The 22,339-nt window shown below is 53.2% G+C and carries 27 protein-coding genes and 2 pseudogenes; 7 read left to right on the top strand and 22 right to left on the bottom strand.

Annotated features, from left to right (window positions below):
* Nucleotides 1–30: 30 nt before the first annotated feature.
* Nucleotides 31–1,821 (bottom strand): M48 family metallopeptidase, encoded by a 1,791-nt coding sequence (locus FDY98_RS10160; RefSeq protein ID WP_442907910.1) that lies wholly within the window; start codon nt 1,819–1,821, stop codon nt 31–33.
* Nucleotides 1,822–2,009: 188 nt separating this feature from the next.
* Nucleotides 2,010–2,606, bottom strand: coding sequence for a LemA family protein (locus tag FDY98_RS10155; RefSeq protein WP_027959206.1), 597 nt, complete (start codon nt 2,604–2,606; stop codon nt 2,010–2,012).
* A gap of 337 nt (nt 2,607–2,943) precedes the next feature.
* Between FDY98_RS10155 and kynA the strand changes: the two genes are divergently transcribed.
* From kynA to FDY98_RS10140, 3 genes are all read left to right on the top strand, one after another.
* Nucleotides 2,944–3,780: a tryptophan 2,3-dioxygenase gene (gene kynA / locus FDY98_RS10150; RefSeq protein WP_027959205.1), complete on the top strand. Its 837-nt coding sequence runs from the start codon at nt 2,944–2,946 to the stop codon at nt 3,778–3,780.
* An 83-nt stretch (nt 3,781–3,863) separates the two neighbouring features.
* Nucleotides 3,864–5,093 (top strand): kynureninase, encoded by a 1,230-nt coding sequence (kynU, locus tag FDY98_RS10145; RefSeq protein WP_027959204.1) that lies wholly within the window; start codon nt 3,864–3,866, stop codon nt 5,091–5,093.
* Nucleotides 5,094–5,301: 208 nt separating this feature from the next.
* Nucleotides 5,302–5,868 (top strand): alpha/beta hydrolase, encoded by a 567-nt coding sequence (locus FDY98_RS10140; RefSeq protein ID WP_340146878.1) that lies wholly within the window; start codon nt 5,302–5,304, stop codon nt 5,866–5,868.
* Here the strand turns inward: FDY98_RS10140 and FDY98_RS10135 are convergent.
* The 19 genes and pseudogenes from FDY98_RS10135 to FDY98_RS10060 all read right to left on the bottom strand — a co-directional run bounded on the left by FDY98_RS10135 (nt 5,863) and on the right by FDY98_RS10060 (nt 19,315).
* Complete coding sequence (locus FDY98_RS10135) at nt 5,863–7,008, bottom strand: GGDEF domain-containing protein (protein ID WP_231500666.1); 1,146 nt, start codon at nt 7,006–7,008, stop codon at nt 5,863–5,865. The two genes, FDY98_RS10140 and FDY98_RS10135, sit on opposite strands and share 6 nt — an antisense overlap.
* A 190-nt stretch (nt 7,009–7,198) precedes the next feature.
* Complete coding sequence (locus FDY98_RS10130; RefSeq protein ID WP_027959202.1) at nt 7,199–7,684, bottom strand: VOC family protein; 486 nt, start codon at nt 7,682–7,684, stop codon at nt 7,199–7,201.
* 56 nt (nt 7,685–7,740) lie between these two features.
* Nucleotides 7,741–7,980 (bottom strand): hypothetical protein, encoded by a 240-nt coding sequence (locus FDY98_RS10125; RefSeq protein WP_027959201.1) that lies wholly within the window; start codon nt 7,978–7,980, stop codon nt 7,741–7,743.
* A 69-nt stretch (nt 7,981–8,049) separates the two neighbouring features.
* Nucleotides 8,050–9,363, bottom strand: coding sequence for a S8 family serine peptidase (locus tag FDY98_RS10120; RefSeq protein ID WP_155705807.1), 1,314 nt, complete (start codon nt 9,361–9,363; stop codon nt 8,050–8,052).
* A gap of 197 nt (nt 9,364–9,560) precedes the next feature.
* A pseudogene (map, locus tag FDY98_RS10115) lies at nt 9,561–10,353 on the bottom strand (type I methionyl aminopeptidase).
* The gene (locus FDY98_RS10110; RefSeq protein WP_027959198.1) at nt 10,346–10,552 is read right to left on the bottom strand and encodes a ParD-like family protein; all 207 of its coding nucleotides are present in this window, start codon (nt 10,550–10,552) and stop codon (nt 10,346–10,348) included. Before FDY98_RS10110 ends, map begins: the two are co-directional and overlap by 8 nt.
* Nucleotides 10,553–10,640: 88 nt before the next feature.
* Nucleotides 10,641–12,011: a CHAD domain-containing protein gene (locus FDY98_RS10105; RefSeq protein WP_051430443.1), complete on the bottom strand. Its 1,371-nt coding sequence runs from the start codon at nt 12,009–12,011 to the stop codon at nt 10,641–10,643.
* 53 nt (nt 12,012–12,064) lie between these two features.
* Nucleotides 12,065–12,466, bottom strand: coding sequence for a DUF2784 domain-containing protein (locus tag FDY98_RS10100; RefSeq protein WP_027959197.1), 402 nt, complete (start codon nt 12,464–12,466; stop codon nt 12,065–12,067).
* 9 nt (nt 12,467–12,475) lie between these two features.
* Nucleotides 12,476–13,702 carry a GGDEF domain-containing protein gene (locus tag FDY98_RS10095; protein WP_027959196.1) on the bottom strand — a complete coding sequence of 409 codons (1,227 nt, stop codon included), beginning with the start codon at nt 13,700–13,702 and terminating at the stop codon, nt 12,476–12,478.
* A gap of 66 nt (nt 13,703–13,768) precedes the next feature.
* Nucleotides 13,769–14,530: a M48 family metallopeptidase gene (locus FDY98_RS10090; protein ID WP_155705985.1), complete on the bottom strand. Its 762-nt coding sequence runs from the start codon at nt 14,528–14,530 to the stop codon at nt 13,769–13,771.
* Nucleotides 14,531–14,839: 309 nt separating this feature from the next.
* Nucleotides 14,840–15,604 (bottom strand): hypothetical protein, encoded by a 765-nt coding sequence (locus FDY98_RS10085; RefSeq protein WP_340146468.1) that lies wholly within the window; start codon nt 15,602–15,604, stop codon nt 14,840–14,842.
* Between the two features lie 252 nt (nt 15,605–15,856).
* Nucleotides 15,857–17,074: pseudogene (locus FDY98_RS10080) on the bottom strand (winged helix-turn-helix domain-containing protein).
* A gap of 129 nt (nt 17,075–17,203) precedes the next feature.
* Nucleotides 17,204–17,548: a GNAT family N-acetyltransferase gene (locus FDY98_RS10075; protein ID WP_340146467.1), complete on the bottom strand. Its 345-nt coding sequence runs from the start codon at nt 17,546–17,548 to the stop codon at nt 17,204–17,206.
* A complete protein-coding gene (locus FDY98_RS27700) occupies nt 17,536–17,694 on the bottom strand; it encodes a GNAT family N-acetyltransferase (RefSeq protein ID WP_340146466.1) in 159 nt (52 codons plus the stop codon). The genes FDY98_RS10075 and FDY98_RS27700 overlap by 13 nt, the downstream gene beginning before the upstream one ends.
* Nucleotides 17,695–17,792: 98 nt before the next feature.
* On the bottom strand, nt 17,793–18,293 hold the full coding sequence (locus FDY98_RS10070; RefSeq protein ID WP_340146465.1) for an O-methyltransferase: 501 nt from the start codon (nt 18,291–18,293) through the stop codon (nt 17,793–17,795).
* A gap of 129 nt (nt 18,294–18,422) precedes the next feature.
* On the bottom strand, nt 18,423–18,764 hold the full coding sequence (locus FDY98_RS10065) for a LysE family translocator (protein WP_340146877.1): 342 nt from the start codon (nt 18,762–18,764) through the stop codon (nt 18,423–18,425).
* On the bottom strand, nt 18,746–18,829 hold the full coding sequence (locus FDY98_RS27695) for a hypothetical protein (RefSeq protein ID WP_340146876.1): 84 nt from the start codon (nt 18,827–18,829) through the stop codon (nt 18,746–18,748). The genes FDY98_RS10065 and FDY98_RS27695 overlap by 19 nt, the downstream gene beginning before the upstream one ends.
* Nucleotides 18,830–18,852: 23 nt before the next feature.
* Nucleotides 18,853–19,047 (bottom strand): hypothetical protein, encoded by a 195-nt coding sequence (locus FDY98_RS26085; protein ID WP_196517948.1) that lies wholly within the window; start codon nt 19,045–19,047, stop codon nt 18,853–18,855.
* Nucleotides 19,048–19,156: 109 nt separating this feature from the next.
* A complete protein-coding gene (locus tag FDY98_RS10060; protein WP_340146875.1) occupies nt 19,157–19,315 on the bottom strand; it encodes a hypothetical protein in 159 nt (52 codons plus the stop codon).
* A gap of 92 nt (nt 19,316–19,407) precedes the next feature.
* Here FDY98_RS10060 and FDY98_RS10055 point away from each other — a divergent pair, with 92 nt between their 5' ends.
* The 3 genes from FDY98_RS10055 to FDY98_RS27685 all read left to right on the top strand — a co-directional run bounded on the left by FDY98_RS10055 (nt 19,408) and on the right by FDY98_RS27685 (nt 21,333).
* Nucleotides 19,408–19,632: a hypothetical protein gene (locus FDY98_RS10055; RefSeq protein WP_340146874.1), complete on the top strand. Its 225-nt coding sequence runs from the start codon at nt 19,408–19,410 to the stop codon at nt 19,630–19,632.
* A 317-nt stretch (nt 19,633–19,949) separates the two neighbouring features.
* Nucleotides 19,950–20,786, top strand: a complete 837-nt coding sequence (locus FDY98_RS27690; protein ID WP_340146464.1) for an FAD-binding oxidoreductase — start codon at nt 19,950–19,952, stop codon at nt 20,784–20,786.
* A gap of 253 nt (nt 20,787–21,039) precedes the next feature.
* Complete coding sequence (locus tag FDY98_RS27685) at nt 21,040–21,333, top strand: BBE domain-containing protein (RefSeq protein ID WP_340146463.1); 294 nt, start codon at nt 21,040–21,042, stop codon at nt 21,331–21,333.
* Between the two features lie 72 nt (nt 21,334–21,405).
* Here the strand turns inward: FDY98_RS27685 and FDY98_RS27680 are convergent, their stop codons facing one another.
* Nucleotides 21,406–21,531, bottom strand: a complete 126-nt coding sequence (locus tag FDY98_RS27680; protein ID WP_340146462.1) for a hypothetical protein — start codon at nt 21,529–21,531, stop codon at nt 21,406–21,408.
* A gap of 551 nt (nt 21,532–22,082) precedes the next feature.
* Between FDY98_RS27680 and FDY98_RS26080 the strand changes: the two genes are divergently transcribed.
* The gene (locus tag FDY98_RS26080) at nt 22,083–22,334 is read left to right on the top strand and encodes a hypothetical protein (RefSeq protein ID WP_196517946.1); all 252 of its coding nucleotides are present in this window, start codon (nt 22,083–22,085) and stop codon (nt 22,332–22,334) included.
* Nucleotides 22,335–22,339 lie beyond the last annotated feature (5 nt).

The following is a 22,339-nucleotide window of genomic DNA, read 5'->3' as shown; positions in this document are numbered from 1 at the left end:
GAGGCTCCCCCCTTTAGCGCGAATGGCTGCCTATGCCTCATCTGATAACAGTGGCGGCATTGGGCAATCGAGAATATCGGCCATGGCACGGAACAGTTCGGCTTCGGCGGGCAAAATACGTCCGCTATGTTCAATACAGCGCGCCATCGCTTGCAACAGCGCGGGCTTATGCAAAGGCTTTAAACGTCGCAAGCGCTCAACCGCCAGGCTGAGTGCACGCATATCACTTATATCGTCAGTGGCCCTCAATGAGAATGGCAGCTCACGCTCAGCGGCATTAAGCGCAGCGCTTATCTCAACCGGGTCATCTTGACCGGCGGTGGCAAGCACCGTCAGTAGCAGCTGACACTCCCGCTGCAGGTCGTTTATCTTGAGGTTTGCAGGCCCACTGCCTTGCTTGCTGATGTTATTCAACACCAACTGATATAGCGTCCACTCCAACAGGCTGACCTGACCATCTGCCTCGATCAACCGTTCCATACAGAGGCGAAAATGCTGGGCCTGCTCCATTGAGAGCGAACGCAACGCTGGCAGCACCAGCTCAATCAGTGGCAAGCGTAACTGTACATCCAGCCTCAACATTTCCGGGCCATAATCCAACAGCGCACGGTAAACATCTGGCAGTGCAACTTGATGCAACTCCTTGAGCTGATGCTGACGCATTTTCTTATCCTGACTGAGCAGTAGTGAATAAATCAAAGCACGAGCGGCATAGGGCTCATGGGCGGCGATTTTAATCCGTTCAGGTAGCGCATCTAGTGTCGCTCTAGCCTGGTTAAGATGGCGCTGGTCAGGCTGGCCCATGGTGTTAATGGCGGTTTGAGCAGAGGCACCGGTTAACACAGCCGCCATTGCCCCCGTTCCCGTTGCTGTTCCCGAGCCAAATCTGGGCTCCGCTTCAGACCGCTCACCGTTGCCTTCTGGTTCTGTTGCGCCATTCTCGGCTTCCTGGATGGGCCAAGTGACTTCGAAGCGGCCATTCCAATCGGGCATGACCCGCTTGATACGATCTTTAATCGGCGGATGGGTGGCCATCATTTGGCTAAAGCCCTGCCGCACGCCTTGACCGAAGAACAGATGGCTGAATTCCGCCGCCTGTGTCGCTTGCAGGTAAGAGCCCTGGGTGTGCGAGCCGATTTTAACCAGCGCGTTGCCAATCCCCTGAGGGTTGCGGGTAAACTGCACCGCAGAGGCATCCGCCAGATATTCACGCTGCCGACTAACCGCCGACTTGATCAAGTTACCAAAGAAGGTACCCGCGTAGCCGATCAGCATTAGCGCCGCCCCCAGCGCTAAAACGACAGCGCCTGAGTTGTCACGTTTTCCACCGCCCACCCGTCGAAAACGCATACTACGCAGCAGTGTACCGCCCAATAAGCCAATGATTAGAATGCCATGGAGGATGCTGATCAGGCGCATATTCAACCGCATATCACCATGCAGAATATGGCTAAACTCATGAGCTACGACGCCCTGCAGCTCATCCCGTGTCAGGTTTCGGATCGTGCCACGAGTAATCCCGATCACTGCGTCATTGGTTTGATAACCTGCGGCGAAGGCATTGATGCTCTCCTCCTCCAGCACATACACGGAGGGCACTGGCGTTCCAGAGGCAATCGCCATCTCTTCAACCACATTGAGAATACGCCGCTCATCAGCATCACGGGTATTAAGATTGATCTCGCGTCCACCAAGGGCTTCTGCCACTACCCGGCCACCACGCCTTAGCTGACTGCGTTTAAATAGCCCGCCCAGCACCACGACGGCCAACACCGCAATAGCAACGCCAGTGACCAGTTCAATCGAGAGTGCCGACCACATCCCTGAGCAGAAAGATTGGTTTGTGTAGCGGATTGTTCCCCCATTAGATGCAGCGCGATGGCAATTGCCAGCGTGGTAACAACAATTAGGGCGAGTACTGCCAGTACCATCAAAACAACCAGACGTCCGGTTTTACGACGAGCGTGATCCTGCGCGGTAAAAAAATCCATGTCGCGTTTTCCCTGAGCTTAGAACGACACCGTCGGCGCCACTTGAATCTGGGCACTGTCTTCAAACTCCAACAACGAGGCATCCTGCCCATGGCCGAACATGCCAGCCACTGCTACCGGCGGGAAGCTCTGCCGATAGGTGTTGTAGTGCATCACCGCATCATTAAATGACTGCCGCGCAAAGGCCACCTTGTTTTCAGTGCTGGTTAGCTCTTCTGACAATTGCTGCATATTTTGCGAGGCTTTTAAATCCGGATAGGCTTCCATGACCACATTGAGCCGCCCCATTGCCTGAGTCAGTGCACCTTCTGCGCCGCCCAGGTCTGCCATGGCTTTGGCACTGCCTGGATTTGCCGCGGCCGCTTTTAGCCCAGCGGCGGCTGTATTACGAGCTTCGATGACCGACTGCAGCGTCTCCCGTTCATGGCTGAGATAACCTTTGGCGGTCTCTACCAGATTAGGAATCAGGTCATGCCGACGCTTAAGTTGCACTTCAATTTGCGCAAAGGCGTTCTCAAAGCGATTTTTCAAAGACACAAGTCGGTTGTAGATACCGATGACGTAAAACGCGATAACGGCGATGATCGCCACGGTGATGATGATAGTGAGCACTATGGTTCTTCCTTATAGTAGGCATTCGTCAGTAAAAGCCGGTCTATGAAAAGCTAGACAATGAATGCCTAGCTAGTGAAAAAAGTAGCCACCAAGTTCAATATCCGACGTTCACACATCACTTTGCAAGCTTAGGGAGAAAGGGAATGTCGACATAGCATTGCTCAAGATCACCTTTCTCATAAAACACTGTGATCGTATCAGTACCTGCTCGAAACGATTATCGAGCAGGGTCTGAAGCTCGCCGCCGGTATACTCTGGGACTTAGGTGAACCTAAAGAACAGGCTTGCAAACAAACGACAACAACCACACATTGCACAGCAACCAAGGCAGAATAAAATGACGACTCCTGAAGAAAACAGCGTCGATAATGAAGCCATTCATTGGGATCAGGATATTAGCTACGGCCAGTACCTGGATCTGGAACCTTTGCTTGCTTGCCAAAATCCGGCTTCTGATGAACACGATGAATTACTCTTCATCGTTATCCATCAAGTATCGGAGCTATGGATCAAACTTTGCCTTCACGAAGCTCATGGTGCCGCAGCGCATATTCAAGAAGATAACCTGCGCCCTGCTTTCAAGATGCTATCGCGGGTTTCCAGAATTCAGGAACAGCTTATCAAGGCCTGGGAAGTGTTGGTCACCATGACCCCCGCCGACTATGCCAGCTTCCGAGACAGCCTTGGCCAAAGCTCTGGGTTTCAGTCCTATCAATATCGGGAAATGGAATTCCTGTTGGGTAACAAGAACGCCAAGCTAATCGAAGCCCACAGATCAAAACCCAAACACTACCAAAAACTTCAGGAATCCCTCCACTCGCCCAGTCTTTACGATATCGTGCTGCAGCTGCTTGCCAAACGCGGTTTCAGCATTCCGGAAAGCAAAACCCAACGCGATTGGAGTATCCCCTACACCGCCAGTAGCGAGGTGGAAGCGGTCTGGACGGAAATCTACCGCAACAGCGAACAACACTGGGATTTATACGAGCTTGCTGAAAAATTGGTGGATGTCGAATTCAACTTTCAGCGCTGGCGATTCAGCCACATGAAAACGGTCGAGCGTATCATTGGCTATAGACGCGGCACAGGCGGAACGGCTGGGGTGAACTATCTGGTCAAAGCGCTGGATCTTCAGTTCTTCCCGGAACTGTGGAGTGTTCGGACGACGATATAAGCACTTGGCGCGCTGCTGCGCACCCAGTTTAACTACCGTCTTGATATTCAAAACAGCGACATACAATTTTTCGGAGCAGCCATATGCCTGTAAGCCTGGATAGTGTTCGTGAGCGTGACCGCCAAGACCCATTGGCAGACTTTAAAAGCCATTTCGCCCTGCCTGAAGGCGTGCTTTATCTTGATGGGAACTCACTGGGCGCTCAACCGAAGGCCGCCAAACAGGCGGTCGATGAGACTCTGGATCAATGGCGCGACCAACTGATCAAAGGCTGGAACCAGGGCTGGTTCGATGCTCCGGAACGCTTGGGCAATCTGCTAGCCCCGGTGATTGGTGCGCAACGCGGTGAGGTAAGCGTCACTGACAATATCACGCTAAATATCTTCAAGCTGCTGGGGTATATCCTCGGCCAAGGCAAGGAGGGTCGCCAGGCGGTTCTTAGCGAAGGCGGCAACTTCCCGACCGATGGCTACATCGCCCAAGGCTATTGCCGGGTGAGTGGCGCCGAGCACCGCTTCCTGCCCGAAGGAGGCAACTTGGCCGAACACCTCGACGGTGTAGCCGTGGTGGTACTGAGCCAAGTTAATTACCGTACTGGCAAATTACGCGATATAGCCACCACCACGAAACTGGTGCACGACCACGGCGCGGAAGTCATCTGGGATTTGGCCCATTCCGCAGGCGCACTGCCCATTGATCTAAACGGTTGCGGTGCTCGCTACGCCGTAGGCTGTACGTACAAGTACCTTAACGGCGGCCCTGGCGCGCCAGCTTTTTTATACGTGCATAGCGATCACCAAGACAAAGGTTGGCAGCCGCTTTCCGGCTGGCACGGCCATGCATCGCCCTTCGCTTTTGAAGCGGATTACACCCCAGCGGGGGATATTTCCCGCTTTCGCACTGGCACCCATTCGGCACTTGCCTACGCCGCTCTGGAAGCCTCACTCGCCCTATGGAGCGAGGTGGACATGCAGGCGCTGAGAGAAAAAAGTCTGGCAATGAGCGACCTGTTTCGAGAGTGTTTAAGCGATATTTTTACCACTCATAATATTGACGATATAACCCCATCAGCCAGTGAGCGCGGCAGCCAGGTATCACTGGTGGATAGTCAAAACGGCTACGCTATCGTTCAAGCCTTGATTGCCCGCGGCGTGATCGGCGACTACCGGGAACCCGGCCTAATGCGTTTTGGTTTTACCCCGCTGTATCTCAGTTTTGAAGATGTTTGGCAGGCCGCCCAGCACTTCCGCGAGGTAATGGAAAGCGGTGAGTACCAGGATCCGCAGTTTCATGTGCGTGATGCCGTTACCTAATAGAGGTATGTTATGACTGAATACCCCTGAACCTCGCCTACTCGCCGAGCCATTTCGCTCGGGATTTCGAAGCCACTTTAACGCGCCAGGCAGCTTTAGGTATCGACCTGGTGGCACGCCACCAGCCGATTACCTGCGCTACGGTGAAGATCCGGCGGCCCGTCTCAACCTGTTCGTCCCGGAAAGTACCGCGGGCCCCTGGCCATTGATGCTATTTATTCACGGCGGCTACTGGCAGGCGCTGGATAACACCGCGACGGACTTTCTGGCTGAACGCTACCTGGCCCGTGGTATGGCCTTCGCCTCCCTGGGTTACGGCTTAGCACCGGAAACCTCCATTAACACCATGGTGAGCCAATGCATTGAGGGGATTGGGGCGGCATGCAACGCCCTCGCGGATAACGGTGGCGTGTGGTCTATTGTATTAGGCGGCCATAGCGCCGGTGCCCAGCTAGCCTACTGGGTAGCCACCAGTGGTGATATACCCATTGATAAGTTGATACTGGTTAGCGGCGTTTATGACCTAACACCATTGGTGGATACCTACGTTAACGAAGCGCTGGAGCTCACTCCACCCCAAGCGCTTGCGTTAAGTCCTATATTTGCCGATTCGAGCAAACTACCCTCATGCCAAGTGGTGATCGCCGAAAGCGATCCGCCCGCTTTCCGCCAACAAGCACACGATTTTGTTGCCGCGTTAAAGACTATCCATACCCAAGTCGAGCTCGTGGATATAGCTAACTGCGATCACTTTGATGTGTTAGATGCTTTATGAGGTTGAGGCAATTGCAGAAAACACCGTGCCCAATCTATCGCCTGCCAGTACCGCACGGTTGCGGCCTTCTTGCTTAGCACGATAAAGCGCCTTGTCGGCGCGGCTGATCACTTCGTCAATGCTCTCGGTCTGGCGGTGAAGCGCAACACCCAGGCTCAATGTAACCGCCAAGTTGCCTGCTGAGGTGGCAAAGGGCGGCTCAGCAACTGCTCGACGTACCTTTTCGGCGACGGCCATAGCGCTCTCCTCGGTAGCGTTTGGAATCAGTAGCAAAAATTCCTCTCCTCCCCAGCGGGCAACCCGGTCTCCACCCCGAAGAGTATTAGTGAACCGTGTAGCAAGAATGGTGAGCACCTCATCACCCACTTCATGGCCATGCTGGTCATTAACAGCCTTGAAGCGATCCAAGTCGGCCATCAACACGGCAAAACATTGTTCGTCGCGCTTAGCGCGGCTCCACTCTGCCTGCAAGTCTGTTTGCATCGAGCGCCGGTTGGGCAAGCCGGTCAGCGCGTCGGTCAAAGCGCTATGCTCAAGTTGCTGGCTGGCAATAAAAGTGCGCTGGTGTTCCTGGTAAAGCATAGTGGCAATGACTACACCTATCCCTATCGCAGCGGGAATGAAGGCCAAATGAATGGGGTTATCTGGAAACGGGCTGCCTGAAAAAACAATAAAAGCGATTACTGCTGTAAGCGGCAAGCCGTATATCAAAGCCAGATCTCTAGCACCGTAGACGGTCGCTGTAGCCACAGTAATAATGACCAAGGTTAGCCCCTGGGTGATGTAGAGAAGATGTCCGCCCTGCTCCGAATAGTGCAATACAAACATGGCAGCCATCATGCCCACTATTGAAAGATTCAACGTCAGCAATAGCGGATAAGCCCAAAAGCCCGGGTCTTTCTTATGATGGAGCAGCAAAAAAGTAATCGCCAAAATAACTGCGGGCAGGCGGAAGAGAATATGTTTCCATATCAACTCCCCATCAGCGTAGCTGACCAGTGTCGCGTCCAAAATAGTAAAAATGGGTAAAAACACCAACACCACGCCAGACAACGAGTAGCCAAGTCGGTGCGACAACGAGAATTGCTTAAGCAGAAAATCGGCCTGCCATTCGGGGGGTATTGGCACATGCTTACTCATCATCATTACCTGCTTCCGGGAACTGGATAGCTTTACTCCACCCGCCACCTACCGGGAAACACCGGTGAGATCAGGATTTTCTGACGTGGCTAATGGTAAGTGACATATTGAGGTTCAATGCTCATAATACCTAATCAAGCCGACTTGCAAAATATTCTTAATTTAAACGAAGAGTCAACCAGTCCTATACTCAACCGTGAAGCGCCGCCTCAATGTCAGCGACGTTGATTTTTCTCATCTGCATCATTGCGTCGAATGCGCGTTTAGCGGCGGCAGGGTCAGGGTCGGTAATGGCGTTAATCAGTACAGCAGGCGTTATCTGCCACGATATTCCCCATTTATCCTTGCACCAGCCACAGGCACTTTCCTCGCCACCATTGCTAACAATGGCATTCCAATAGCGATCCGTTTCGGCTTGGTCATTCGTTGAGACCTGAAAAGAGAACGACTCATTGTGCGTAACCCCAGGCCCGCCGTTGAGTCCAAGGCACGGAATGCCCATCACGGTAAACTCTACGGTCAATACATCCCCTTGCTTACCCGATGGAAAGTCTCCCGGTGCGTGATGAACCGCCCTGACAAACGAATCAGGAAAGGTATCAGCGTAAAAGCGTGCTGCCTCTTCTGCACCACCATCGTACCAAAGGCAAACAGTGTTCTTTGCGGGGGTTGCCATATCACATCTCCACTAAAACCATAGCGTCATTAAGCCCAGTGAAATATTTACCGAGCTTACCAAGTCTCCTCAGAGCCCGGTGGCCCCATATCGATCTGCATATCAGGCGCTATATCCACTACGCCTTTGATCTTTTTCAGCCGTTCCGCCGTGGCATCGTCAGCCGAGCCGGTAATGCAACCGATCTCCTCCAGCACCTCCTGGATATTTAATCCTTCAGCGCTGAGACGTGTGGCCATTTCATTTATCGGTTGATCGCTGGAAATAGTGATCAACCATAGCGCTACCGCTGGCATCTGGCGTACCTCCCTAGTAAGTGCACTAGGCGGCCTGAAAGGAGCGCCTGCCCAGTGCGTCGCCCAACATCAAGGCGCTTGTACCAACCCAGCTCCCACGCGGGATTCAGGCGATGGCAGCTCTTGCACCGAAGCCACTAGCTGTTGCCACAGTTTCCTTCCCCGTAATGAGGCATCAGACTGTGCCCACAGTGCCGCGCAGCCTGCCACGTGTGGTGCCGCCATGCTGGTGCCACTGATCGTCTTATGGCGAGTGGGCCGGGGCCATGAGGAGAAGATATCGCGCCCAGGCGCGGCAATTTCGATCTTGCCATGATTGGAAAAGCTGGAAGGCTTCAGGTTCGGATCGAGAGACGCCACCGACATCACGGTAGGCGAGTTGGCAGGCGCCCCTGTATTGGTTGCAGAATTTCCCGCTGCAGCGATAACGAGGCACCCATTACGCAGCGCCGCTTCACCAGCATGGGTGTAGGCGGCCTGCACCGGGCTCTGGCTGCCAAGCGACATCGAGATCACTTCACACCGGTTGGCTATGGCCCAGTTTAGGCCAGCGAGAACGCCCGCCCCGGTACTGCTGCCCGAGTTGGTCAGCACCTTGCCGACGAAGACCTGCGCCTCATACGCGATCCCGTAACGCTGAGTGTTTTCACCGGGCGCCTGGGGGCCACAGGCCGTGCCGATACAGTGAGTACCGTGCCCGTTGATATCCTGCACCGGCTCCCCAATGAATGAGCGGGTAACGAACTCCCTACCCTCGAAATCCGGGTGGCCAAGATCCATCCCGGTATCCAGAACGGCGACTTTTATACCCGCGCCACTCCAGCTACTTTGCGGCACCTTACAGCGTTTTAGCCCCCAAGTTGGCCGAAGGGCGTCCTCTTCAAGGTTCTCTTCGCCTTCTTCCAAATCCAGCTCAACGCCAAGATCACGAGCGATGGTGCTGGCTGCCCGCAAAAAACCCCGTAGATATTCAGAATTTTCAGAAAAGGCGAAATACTCTGGCTCAATAATTTCGATGGGACTATCCGCGGCTACTTTACCCAGCGCACTCATGCCATGCTGCTGTAGGGCATCGCCGCCTACCAGCGCTACTCCAATCTCCGGAAATACCATTGCCTCAGCATCTCCGGCATCTTCCAGGCTAACGGCTTGATCGGTGAAATCCCGCGCATCAGCGATGCGAAATTTCTGGGCTTTTAGCGACTTAATGCCCTCTTCTACCCGCCCCTCACGATAGCTAATCAGAAAGCGCCCGGTTTCAAGGCAACTGCCGCCCCGCTCTAAGGCTGCCTTAGCAATTTTCTCGGTGCCGCATGAAACAGTGGCGAGTAACTCACCCGCTGGCGTACTGCCTTTTCCGTTACCTGTCGGTTTTTTCGCCATCGTAGACATCCTTTTCATTTAGCTGGTAAGCGATATGGAATAGGTGAATCATAGACACCATGCAAGGGAAAGCATGCCTAGCTATGCCACATCCACCATTTCAGCTTAACGCACCTGATATGCTTCGCCAGATCGATTTCAGGCTACGGCCCTTAAACATACAGGGCGCTTAAACGAAGGAGGATAGATCATGGCCGTTATGGGTTAATCTCAGTAGGGAGGCACTCGTCATCGCGGAGTGTTAGCACTTCGAAACCAGAGGATGTGACCGCTACCGTATGCTCCCACTGAGCAGACAATTTCTTGTCACTGGTCACCACCGCCCAGCCATCCCGCTTGGTTTTTATCTTGGCCCTGCCCTGATTAATCATGGGCTCGATGGTAAACACCATCCCTTCTTTCAACGCCAGGCCTCTGCCTCTCTTCCCGTAATGCAGCACTTGCGGCTCTTCATGCATTTCGCGACCTACTCCATGGCCGCAATACTCACGAACGACAGAGTATCCGTGTTTTTCGGCATATTGCTGAATTGCGTAGCCTACATCACCCACCTGTCACACCTGGCTTGACCGCGTGTATTCCTTGCCACATGGCCTCGTAGGTTTTATCGACCAGTCGCTTGGCATAGGGAGTCACATCGCCAATCAGATACATCTTGCTGGAGTCAGCAATAAAGCCGTCTTTCTCCAGGGTAATGTCGACATTGACGATATCGCCTGTTTTGAGTATTTGCTTCTCGGATGGAATGCCATGGCACACCACGTGGTTGACTGAGGCATTCAATACGTACTGGTAATCGTATTGCCCCTTACTGGCCGGTCGAGCCTGCAATTGATCGACGATATAGCGCTCGGCCCAATCGTTAATAGCCATGGTGGATACGCCGGGCGCTATCCGATGGTCGAGATGACTGAACACCAATCCGAGTAGCCGTCCGGCTTCCCGCATCAAACGCAACTCCTCCTCGCTTTTTAGCGTCAGCTCACTCACCGGCCACCTTCCTTACTTCAACGTCGGCTTGCTTCATTTGCTCACGCATGATGTCAGAGAAGGTCATGCCCGGATTGGCCTCGGCAAGCATGCCCACCTTTATCCAATACTCAGCCTGGGCATTGATAGAGCGCACCATCACCGAGCTGGCTTTGCGAATATCCTCATGCAACTGATCATTGATCTTAACGATACCCATCACACCACCCAATATATGAAACGAATATGAAGCATATACGAATCATATATCGCGTAACGATTGGCGGCAAGGCTACCTGATTACGTTGTTACGGGGACACGTTGGCCAGAGGTTCCAACGCCAATACTTCCTTGCGCAGCACAAGCTTCGGCTTCTCTAACGAATCGCGCCCCTGAACACACTCCTGCTGTTGCTGCGGGTCGTTATCGGGGCTTGCGCCAAAGGCATCCAGCCAGGCCTGACGGGAACACAGGTCTTGATACTCGCCGAGCAGGCGCTGGCGGTGCTTCAATTGAGATAGAAACGGCTCAGGGGTCTCTGGATTCAGATCAGCCAGGTAACGAATCCGCTTCACGCCCTTACGCAGTTCATGGAACCCGGTGTCATGGGTATCCAGCGAGAGTGCCGCCAGGTCTTCATCGTGGCGTGCGATACGCTCATTCAGTACCGTACGGATACGCTTTGGCGTAAGTTTCGAAAGTGCCTTACCAACGTCATCGGAAGCGATAAAGTGCTGCCATGCCTCCATCTCTTCAGCATACGCCGGTGCATTTAACTGCTGACATAGCGCCTGGTGGCGCTCCCGCTGGCAAGCCTGGAGCCACTGCATCAATCCCTGGCGACTACCAGAAGTGAGCGGCGGGGGCGTCTTGGCTATATCCTCCAGAAACACATCAATATCACGCAGGTCACTGGTAGCCTGGGCACGTTGCTTGAGCCGCTTAAGCATCTTTTTCAGGCCAGGCACTCGGGTAATGGCGCGCACGGATTCACCCACTGCCCGGCTACGACGCAGATTGACCCGGTACTGGTGCAGGAACTCAGGATCAACACCTGCGATGACACCAGCTTCCAAGGTACGGATCATCTGATACTGGTGCTCCAGCATGTCACGAATGCGGCTGGTAGTGTCGTTATTGCGTTTGGGTGGTCGGGGGGCAAGGCGCTGAAAAAGAGGATAACTGGCCGCTTCCGGGGTCTGGCACCCTGCCAGCTTGGCTCCGCCCTGCCTCACGCTTTCCCAGGAAGAGCCGGACAGCGTGAAATGCAGCACGCTCCCGGTGGGCAGTGAATGCGGCGCGGTCTTGTCGAGCCAACGAGCCAGATCATGCAGCGCCGGGTTATGCCCAATCACCAGCACCCTTTCGGCTTCATTCGGCAGCGATTCGAGCCATGCCTGCAGCCCGCCACCATCGAACGTGTAAAGGTCTTCATCGAAGTGAACCTGATTGACCAGGGTACGATCAGGCAGTTGCGCTGCGATCTCGTCGAAGGTTTCCCGCGTGCGAACCGCTGTACTGGCGTAAATCCCCCCTTCTAACGCTTGCCAGTGCTGCAGCACATGCGCCATCGCCGCTGCCTGACGTTTACCACGCTTTCGCAACGGCCGTTGGTGGTCGGTCATATCGCCACTGGGCTGTTTAGCCTTGGCGTGCCGCATTAGGTATAGGTGCCGCATGGATTCGCTCCCAAGCACAGTGTGATACGCAAAGTTTAGTACACGCCCATTTTCTAGGAAGAGTGCTGACGCGGCTTCACCACAAACCAACTGGCCAACACCAGGCTACCGAATAGCGTGTACACCACCACAAACACCCACTCTGGCAAAGTGAAATAGAGCAGGCTGTGCAGCCAGTACTGAATAAACGAGCCCGAATAGGTGACGGCGCCTGCCTCTGCCCTCAGCGCCATTTCCCAGGTGGTTAACGGGCAAACCACGCCAAGCCAAGCCTGAACCACCACATAACCTATGGCGCATAGATGCATGATACGAAAGGTTCTATTGCGAACCCACCGCCAGCTGAAGAAGTAGCCTGCGTAAATGGCGACCAGGCCTAACACCACGAAGGCCACAAACAGCACGTGGAGAATTAGAAGGGTGTCGGCGAGCATTAGCAGCAGTGATGGGGGCATAGGAAAGCGCTACTTGCTGCCAACGGGTGAATCTGGTGCTTCGACGACATCGCTGCAGACGACGACTTGGTTCCTCCCAGCGCGTTTGCCAACATAAAGCATCTCATCCGCTCGTTTAATTAAAGACTCCAGATCGGCTTCCTCTGAATCGGTAGCCGCCACGCCAACGGTGACGCTTGGGCGCAGTTTGCCCATCTCTTCTGTTAACGAAAGTTCAGCCACCTTCTTTTTCAAACGCTCTGCTACCATTTGCGCATCGCTCGAGCTGGTGTCTGGGAGTGCGACAACAAACTCTTCACCACCAAAACGTCCTATCACATCCGTTGGGCGCAGCGATTCTGCACAGACTTCGGCAATCTTGGTTAGCACCCAATCCCCATGGCTATGCCCCCAGGTGTCGTTAATTTGTTTGAAGTGATCCACATCGATCATAAACAGGCTGAATGGCACCTTGTGGGTTTGCGAGTGCTGCAACAGATCTTTAGCCAGTTTTATAAAATGGCCGCGATTATTCAGGCTGGTCAGCGCGTCCTGCTCAGCGACTACCCTCAGCTGTTCTTCCAGTGATTTTCGGTGCGCGATCTCTTTGTGTAACTGGTGGTTATTCTCTCGCTCTTCTTGAAGCAGTGCATATTGCTTACGCTGCAGGCATTCCAAGCGCAGCAGGGCGAAAAACCCTACAACGCTGCCCATAATCAGCAACAGTGCGACCAGTAGCGTCGCTATCGGGGCAAGACTTGCGAACAGCACCGCAGCCACTAAAAAGCCAATATTTAAATAGAGGCTGGCCGCTGTCACGACTGTTAGCGGATTGGGAATCAGAAGATAAAACGCCATGGTAGCCACCACCACCGCGGTGATTTGAGTGGGGAGGCTTTCGGGTCGTAGGGGGACAATCAATATAATGCCCGTGGCAAATACCCACAGCGGTAAGGCGTGCAACCAAGCACGGTAATCATTGCCACCCCAGCGCCGCACAACGAGTGCCACCAACAGGCAAATGCTCACCACCACTATTCGCATGGTAAGCAGCAGATAGAACTCCCTGGTAAGGCCCAGCAGGTAGTAATCCGCAATCGCGAACATGCCAAAGACACATGCCGCAACGCTCACAGCAAAGCTAAACTCAAGCCGCACGCTTTCCTGGATAGAGCGGCGATACATCAACTCACGGCTGGCATCGCAAAACTGCCCGGTTAACCCATGCACCTGATACTGTTGTTTCTGTAATGGCACAGCCCCACACTCCCGACGTCACGTGGCAATTTTTCTTATTTTATCAATAACGCGATGCCACTCACCTCAACATTCAGCAGGCGTAACCGTACGATAGCTGGCCGTGGCCTTTTCCAGCCCTTGCTGTAATGCCCGAATGCGCGATTCATGGGCAGGATGCGTAGAAAGAAATTCAGGGGGCTGACCACCACCGCTAGCAGCCATGTTGCGCCACAGGGTCACGCTCTGCTGCGGGTCAAACCCCGCACGGGCCATAATTTCCAAGCCCATCAAATCGGCCTCCTCCTCATGGGTGCGGCTGAAAGGCAGGCTAATGCCCAACTGGGCACCGATACCCAAAGCCTGCATCAATTGCTGGTTGCCAAATTCCTCTTCCCCTAATAACCCCACCACCAATAACACGGCTTTAATGCCAAGCTGCTGGGTAAGCCGCTCATTGCCATGATCCGCCAACACATGCCCCACCTCGTGCCCAATCACCGCCGCTAGCTGGGCTGGCGTCTCGGCCACTCGCAGTAGCCCGCTATGCACCCCGATGCGTCCACCCGGCAGAGCAAACGCATTGGGGGAAGCATCCTCAAATACCACCACTTCCCAGCGTTCAGGGAAAGCGAGCCCTGGGTAGCTCGCCTTAGCGCCAGCCACCACTTTTTCAGCCACGCACTGCACCAACTGATTAGCCTGCGTATCGCGATTGATCGGCTGGCTATTGCGCAGCTGATTAAAGGCATCTTCCCCCATGTCAGCCATTAACGCGTTCGGTACTAACGCCAATTGGGAGCGCCCGATGGGCGTTTCCCCGCAGCCAGCCAAAGAGGCCAGCAACATCAAAAAAAAGAGGTAACAGAAATCGCCGATGCATCGGATAGTATCGCCTGGATTAAGAAACGTGCAGTAGAGTGTAAGGCGCTTCGCAGGCGTGGCGCTCGTCGCGTTCATCAACGCTACCCAGCCCAAGGTGCCGGTCGTAATCGTAGGCCACAAATAGGCGGACATAATCCAACTCGGTATGAAGCTCTAGCGAACCTACCACTCCTTGGCGGAACAGTAGATATCGTCTAGAACCTCCCCGTTAAAGTAACGGGGAGACACGTCTAGAGTTCTTCGCTGCGAGGTATTATTCGTTAAGGCTGTAAATCACTCAGGCGTTTGCGCTTCGTCGCGCATCACTTCGAGCGAAGTGATTTCAACGGTGAGCGCATCACGCGTTGTTTCTAACTCACTTACCCGATCACCGACCGCTGAAAGTTGGTTATTGGCCTCTTCTATCTGAGTATTTAGCGCTTCAAGGTCAGCTTCAACCTGACTGCGGGCATCTTCTGCCTCTTGACGAGCCTGTTGCACGGTATCGCTGGCGGCTTCGGCTTCTTCAATCTCGGCGTTGAGCGCTTCAAGGTCTGCTTCAGCCTCGCTGCGAGCGTCTTCTGCGTCTTGACGAGACTGTTGAGCGGCATCGCGGGCGGCTTCGGCCTCTTCTTTCTCTTTTTCTACCTCGGCGTAGTTCTCATTCAGCTCTTCAAGGCTGCTCTTCCGTTCGTCGACCTGCTCATTGAGGGTCTCCACTTCTTCTTCGCGGGTTTCACGCTCGCCCCGTAAAGCCTTCAAATCTTCTTCAGCGTGGGAAATATCTGCTCGCGTCGAAGCTAGCTCGGCTTCAGCATCAGCTTGCTCAACCTCAAGGGCGCTCATTCTCTGCTGCAGTGTTGCTAAATCAAGCTCCGCGGCTTCAACCTCAGACATCTCCGCCTGAATCTGTTGATGCTCCCGCTCAGTTTCAGCCAGACGCGCTTCGAGCGCATCCATACTGTCTCCCCGCGACCCAGCAATGGTGTGCGCCACCACGGCCCAGACCACCGCAATAATCGCGATGACCAAGAGCACCTTTACCCGGTTATCACTCAACAATGCTATCGTGATGGTTTATTATTTGTCCCTGTCATTGGTGCAATCCTCTCGCTTAAGCGTTATCGCTAATATAGCAGCTAACGTATCTACGTCAGCAGGCCGTCATCTGCCCGTTGTTAATATGGAGGAAAGTTTTTGATTCGGCTAGAAACGGTCATTCAACACATTCATGTACCTGAAGCCATGGCTCCGAGGAAAATTTTTCCAATAGCAACGCCTAGCTTAGATACCCCCCCTGCCTAGATCCTTTCACCCCAGGGGTTTTAACGCGCTGCGCAACCGCTGAGTCAGGTGTTCAGGTTGGACTGCATTCAAAGAGACGGAGTCAGATTTTTGAAAATGACAAAACTGAACGATGGCTTCCACAAAAGCAGTAACGACTCTATGTTCATCAAAAGGGTGTGGCTCGAAATATAAGTTCTTGATCTCTAAGTGACTGGTTTTGCGATGGACTTTACAATCCATCCGGCCAACAAATGCATCGCGATAAAGTAGCGGCAGGCAAAAGTAACCATACTGACGCTTGGCTTCGGGCACATAACATTCCAGCTGATAGTCGTATTGAAACAGCGCCCTGAGCCGCTCCGCTGAATGACACTGTTGTCGAAGGGGAAAGAATCAACATTCGCTCTTTCAAAACGGAAGAGGGCGTTCGAGCGCTCCCCTTTCCAATATAAATACATCGCCACTGCTCACTTTCACTCTCTCTAAATCGCCCTGTGCCAACCTTTCATTTACCAGGGCATTCACAGCTTTGCGTAATTCTGCATTTCGGCGCAAATAGGTCAGTCCTTTGAGTGAAGCAAACCCATGACAGCGCAATTGTTGGTCTACAAGGTGCGCCGCATACTCCTCCATGGAGGGCATCTTTAAATTTACGTTGGATGGCAATACCCGCTCGGTTAGATCATATGTCTTTTGAAAGCCGTCGCGGTCGCTGACCATCAGATCGCCTTGCATATACAGCTGTTCAAGTGCCTTTTTGGCGGGCTTCCAGTCCCACCAGCCTGCACGTTTGATGCTGCTAGTCCCTACATCTCGAGACCGCAGCGGGCCATCTGAACGTATGCGAGCCAACAACTCTCCCATGAGCTTTTTATCAGGTGATCTAAACCAATGCGTTTGCCCACTTTTGATAGCGTTTTTGTAGGGCAAGGAAAAGCGAAAATCGGTAATGGGTAAAAATGCAGCCGCGTGCGACCAATACTCAAAAATGTCTTTATTGATCAACAGCTGGTTCAACATGTGTGGCTCAAACCCAGGTACTCGGGAGTGAATAACATGATGATGGGCTCGTTCCACCACAGATATGGTGTCTATCTGAACATAACCCAGGTGGTTAATCGCTTCACGAGCCCCGACTAAGCCACGTCCATAAGGCTTATTCTGCAGCAAACCTTGCGCAGCCAGAGCAAGGCGACGTAAGCGCGACAGCTCTTGTGGGCGTTTAATTTCAGTGATTGTCATACTTGCCTCGAAGCTCGTCATTAACAGTACAAGTTTGCACTTTACCCAATGGCTACACGCCTAGAAGCGGCAATACTGTCCATGCTTACCCACTCACATCAGCCTTAATTTTTGTGTATCGAGTCACAATCAGGTATTCAAGCTTAGCTGCCAGTAGCCAACGTCGTGCCACTGATCGAACTTGAACCCGACCTTTTCAAAATGGGCTACTTTTTTCATACCCATTTTTTCATGCAGTGCAACGCTGGCCGGATTGGGAAGCGTGATACCGCCCATCACCGCATGAATACCGCACTCTGTGAGCGTGGAAAAGAGCGTTTCGTACAGCTTTGCGCCCAAGCCCCTACCGTGCGCCTGATTGGAAAGGTAGACGCTGACTTCAACTGAAAATCGATAGGCGCTTCTCTCTTTCCATTTGGTAGCGTAGGCATAGCCCACCACAGCATCATCTTCCACTGCCACTACCCAAGGCAAACCGGCCCCTGAACGTTTTCAATCCGGCCTTGAATGTCTGAACCCAATACTGGCTTTTCTTCAAATGAAATAGCGGTATTTTCGATGTAGTGGTTATAAATGTGCGCTATGGCTTCCGAATCACCCTCTACGGCATCTCTGATCATGGTTTATTCCATTTATATTCTGACGGTTTAGGTTCACTGATGAAAAATCGACTTCCGCTTTCTGAATCAGCTAGGGCGCCTTTAACGCTAAGCAGGCGTTACCCGCACCGCGTTGCCAGAAACTCGCCATTGCCAACGGGTACAGTGCAAGTAGTGAACTTGGAGTCTGCCGATACCAGCGCCATAAAATCAGCCATTTCATCTGCATGGGAAGTGGCGTTATCCACCACAAGCAGTCCGCCCTTGCGTAAAACTCGCTGGATATTCGGCCACCAATGCACATAATCAGAGCGCTTTGAGTCTAAAAAGAGCAGATCGAAACAGGCATCGTCCAGGCTCTCAAGAAGCCCACCCGCCTCCCCTCGCTGCTGAGTAATGACCTTAGAGAGACCTGAGCGCTCAAAATTTCTCGCGGCCATCTCAAGCTTGTATTCGGAAAGCTCAACAGTGGTAACGTGCCCACCAACCCTCTGAACTGCCTGGGCCAGCCACAAGGTGGAGTACCCATTCGAGGTGCCAATTTCCAGCACTCGCTGGGCATTGGTTGCTTGAACAAGCACCGATAAAAACTCACCCGTATCACGAGTGATATTCAGCATTCGTCTTGGCGTTCAGAAATGGCAGCATCGTTTTGTTGGCCAAATTGCTCAAGTTCCGCTAGCAGTTCTTGAAGGGTTTCACTCACAGTTGTCTCCCGATACGAACACATCCAATTTACCGTCTTTTGCTTATACAGGCCGCTTAGCAAGCAGCGCCCAGACACCCGCTGAAGAGAGTAACGTTCCGCCAACCAAGTTGAAGCGACGCTGGGCACGACGCGATGCCAGCATCTTGCGCACCGACGTTGCGAATACGGCGTAAAGAGTGGCATTCAGCGTTGCCAACGCCACAAACGTGATCGCAAGTATCCACAATTGTTGCCCAGCATCGGCGTTCGGGCTGACGAATTGCGGCAAAAAGGCGACGAAGAAGATAATGCCCTTCGGGTTGAGCGCAGTAACGAGATAGGTATTGGTGAAAAGCTTCCAGCGCGAACCTGATACCGCCGGTGTTACCGCTGCACAGAGGATATACCGGCACGCAATAGTTTGATGCCCATATAGAGAAGGTATAAACCGCCGATCCACTTGATCACGGTGAACCAAAATGCCGAAGTGGCTAACACCGCCCCAGGCCAAGCAGTGAAAAGAGCAGCGCCGTTGAATCACCCAATGCCACCGCAGCGACAAGCGGAATATTGGCGCGCCTGCCTTGGGCAATAGAGTAGCTGACCACGGTCAAAATCGTTGGCCCAGGGATGGCGAGCAACGCCACGGACGCAAGGGCAAAGGCGAACCAGATTTCAATAGACATGGAAAGCTACCTCACAGGTTGTTAATGCTAAGTTAGCATAAGCTCAACAATGATTGGAGTGCTCTGCTAGAAGCTAAGCGGCTCTAGCTATCATTCTTGCTTTTAACCATCAGCACATACCCAGCTGAGCGGCGATCCAGCGTCCCAGCGCCAGGGAACCAACAAAAGCACCGACTAGCCCCAGATAGGCGCCAACCATCCAACTGCGATGCTGCTCTATCCTGCCCTTGAGGATAGCCACCACTGCAACGGCAAGAGCTACTAACACCCACAACGAAAGCAGATGAATCGGTCTAAAGTGACCTATCAGCGGCAGAACGCCACCGCCAGCTCAAGGAACGCCTAACGACCTACGCTGCCATAGAACGAGAGTGGTTTAGCAACCCAGAGACGTTCACGCCCGTCCAGCGCGCTCCCTGGCACACGCTGAGGCTTGGCCAACGCCTTACCGAGACGTGGGTGGAATGGGTCGAGGAAGTGATGGAGAGAGGATTAGCTATTGGTGAAACCAGCTTCTCGTGGAAGCTTGGGGCTTTGGAGGGAGGGATTGTTATCGGCCAGGAGCTAACTTCAAGAAAGCCTTGACGTTTCAATAACAAGAGCAAGTTGGTGGGTCGAAATTAACCAAAATCTTGCAGGCAAGGTCTGCATCTATCAAAAAACACCATAACCACTTATCAATAATCAACCGTGGTCAGACCATGATGATTAATGGATCGTTCGAAGAAAAAAGAGCAACTCTTGACAGACCTCCCTATACTGTGTTTATCCACTGACGAAATACCAATCAAAGGGTCGCTGTGAAGATTGGGGATAATCGCCAGCTTGGTAGTTTTCCTCACTTACCCGCCCGGCGGCCCCTCGTATGAATCTTGCCCTGGGCATACCTCAAGGTGTTCGTCATGAACCAACTTTCACAAACCGCAATAGAGGAGTTCAAAACCAATTTTTCAGGAAGCGTGATTCTTCCAGAAGATAAACAATACGAGGAAGCGCGTCAGATATGGAATGCCATGATTGATCGCAGACCCTCCATGATTGCCTGTTGCACTTCACCTGACGATGTTGTTCAGTCCTTAAACTTCGTACGCCGGCACGATCTCCCTTTCTCCGTGCGCGGCGGTGGTCACAACATTGCAGGCACCTCTGCCTGCGACGATGGCGTTATGATCGACCTCTCGCAAATGAAGAGAGTAGGCATTGATCCAGAACTTCACCTTGGATACGTCGAGCCAGGTTGCACCCTGGCGGACTTCGATGCCTCTGCCCAAGCGTATGGTCTTGCTACCCCACTGGGCATCAACTCCACCACGGGTGTGGCCGGTCTGACCTTGGGAGGAGGATTCGGTTGGCTAAGCCGAAAGTACGGCATGACCATCGACAACCTGCTTGGCATGGACGTCATTACCGCCGATGGCCAACAGTTGCATGCCAGTGAATCGGAAAACGACGACCTTTTCTGGGGGCTTCGCGGTGGAGGCGGTAACTTCGGTATCGTTACCCGTTTCGAGTACCAATTGCATCCGGTAGGCCCGAATGTTCTATGCGGTCTTATCGTCTTTCCCTTCGACGAAGCAAAATCGATCATCACACAGTTCGCCCGCTTCACGCAGACGATGCCAGACGAACTCAACGTGTGGATGGTGACGCGCAAGGCGCCCCCCTTGCCTTTCCTGGCCGAGGCAGTACACGGGAAAGAGATTGTCGCTCTTGCCATTTGCTACGCAGGCGACCCTTAGAAGGCGAGAAACACATCGAACCGCTTAGAAGGTTTGGTAACGCATACGGCGAGCATATCGGTGTGCAGCCATATATCGACTGGCAAAAGCGTTCGACCCACTGTTAACGCCAGGGGCACGCAACTACTGGAAGTCTCATAATTTCTCGACGCTGGAAGAAGAGCCGATCGATGCTATCATCGAATACGCTGGTGCCCTACCGTCTTCACAGTGCGAGATTTTTATTGCCACGATAGGCGGTCAAACAGGCCGAGTGCAACCCGAAGCGATGGCGTACTCGAACCGTGATGCTAATTATGTGATGAACGTGCATGCTCGTTGGGAGACGGCCGTAGAGGATGAACGCTGCATTGCCTGGGCGCGTGAATTCTTCAACCGGTCACAGCCTTATGCCAGTGGAGGTGCCTACGTCAACTTTCTGACCGGAGATGAAGCTGACCGCACTGCCTTCGCCTATGGAGCGAGCTATGAGCGGCTGGTGGCGCTCAAGAAGAAGTTCGATCCGACAAACCTCTTCCGTATCAACCAGAATATCCTCCCGACCTGAATGCATTTCGCGTCATAGCGCTATAAGCTTTAGAGTTCAAACTATGCAACCCCCTGAAAGCGTCGCGGTTGTTCACCTGCGCTGGCACTCTGCTCCTTCGAAGTCGTCCAGCGCTTGCCAATGATGAGAAAGCTTCTCTGAGACAAAAACATGGCCCTTGATTCTCCAGGCTTTCCACGTTTCACCGATCTTCTTCATGACGTTTTCATTAGGACGTCCTGAACCAAGGATCCCAGAAATGAAAAGGCGCTCCACGGTATGGCCCCAAGCGGATGGTGGTAAGGGGTGGGAAAGTTTAGTGACACAGATTAGTCAGGACAAGCCCAACACGAGACTCCTAAGATGATTAGTCCAGCCTGGCTGTCGATGATGAAGAGTCATGTCCCCACCATTCCAATGCATAGAAAAGTTTACGGAAATTCTTTACGCATAACCTTCTTCATAGAGCGTTAGGGAGGGCAAGGCGCCGCATATTAAGAAACGACCGAATTGTATTCCTTCAGATATCGTCCAGAAGCAGTCTTTGAGTTAACTCCGTTCACAAGTGAGTTTTTAGAATACCACCTTAGCGTCAGCTCTGGCGCTAAGATCAAAAACTGCGAGAGCACCCATTCTGCTCAGCTCCTGCACGTCGATTCGAGCGGGAATCCTACATGGATGACCCGGCTCCCAAATACCGCCCTCCATCCGTGGTGCATTGAAGGCGGCAATGAGGTGGCCACATCTCGCAGGGCTATTCCGAGCACCCTTTGTTCGATCTCTCCATCGTAGCAATGCCGGGAGAGCCGCCAGAAAGCGAGCAAGTAGTGACGGTAAGACCCGACGGCGGTCTGGAGCTGCTCGATAGTGTGGATATTGCGGTGGTGCCTGGCTGGCATGACCTGAACGAAGCCCCGCCACCCGAGTTGGTTGCGGCGTTCGTCCGCTGTCATGACCGGGGCGCCCATGTGGTGGGGCTCTGTTACGGCACCTATGCCCTAAGCCTATGCCGGGCGGCTTGATGGCA

The organism is Halomonas sp. PA16-9 (genome assembly GCF_009728585.1).
Taxonomy (GTDB): Bacteria; Pseudomonadota; Gammaproteobacteria; order Pseudomonadales; family Halomonadaceae; genus Vreelandella; species Vreelandella titanicae.
This window is presented reverse-complemented; position numbering and strand designations above follow the sequence as displayed.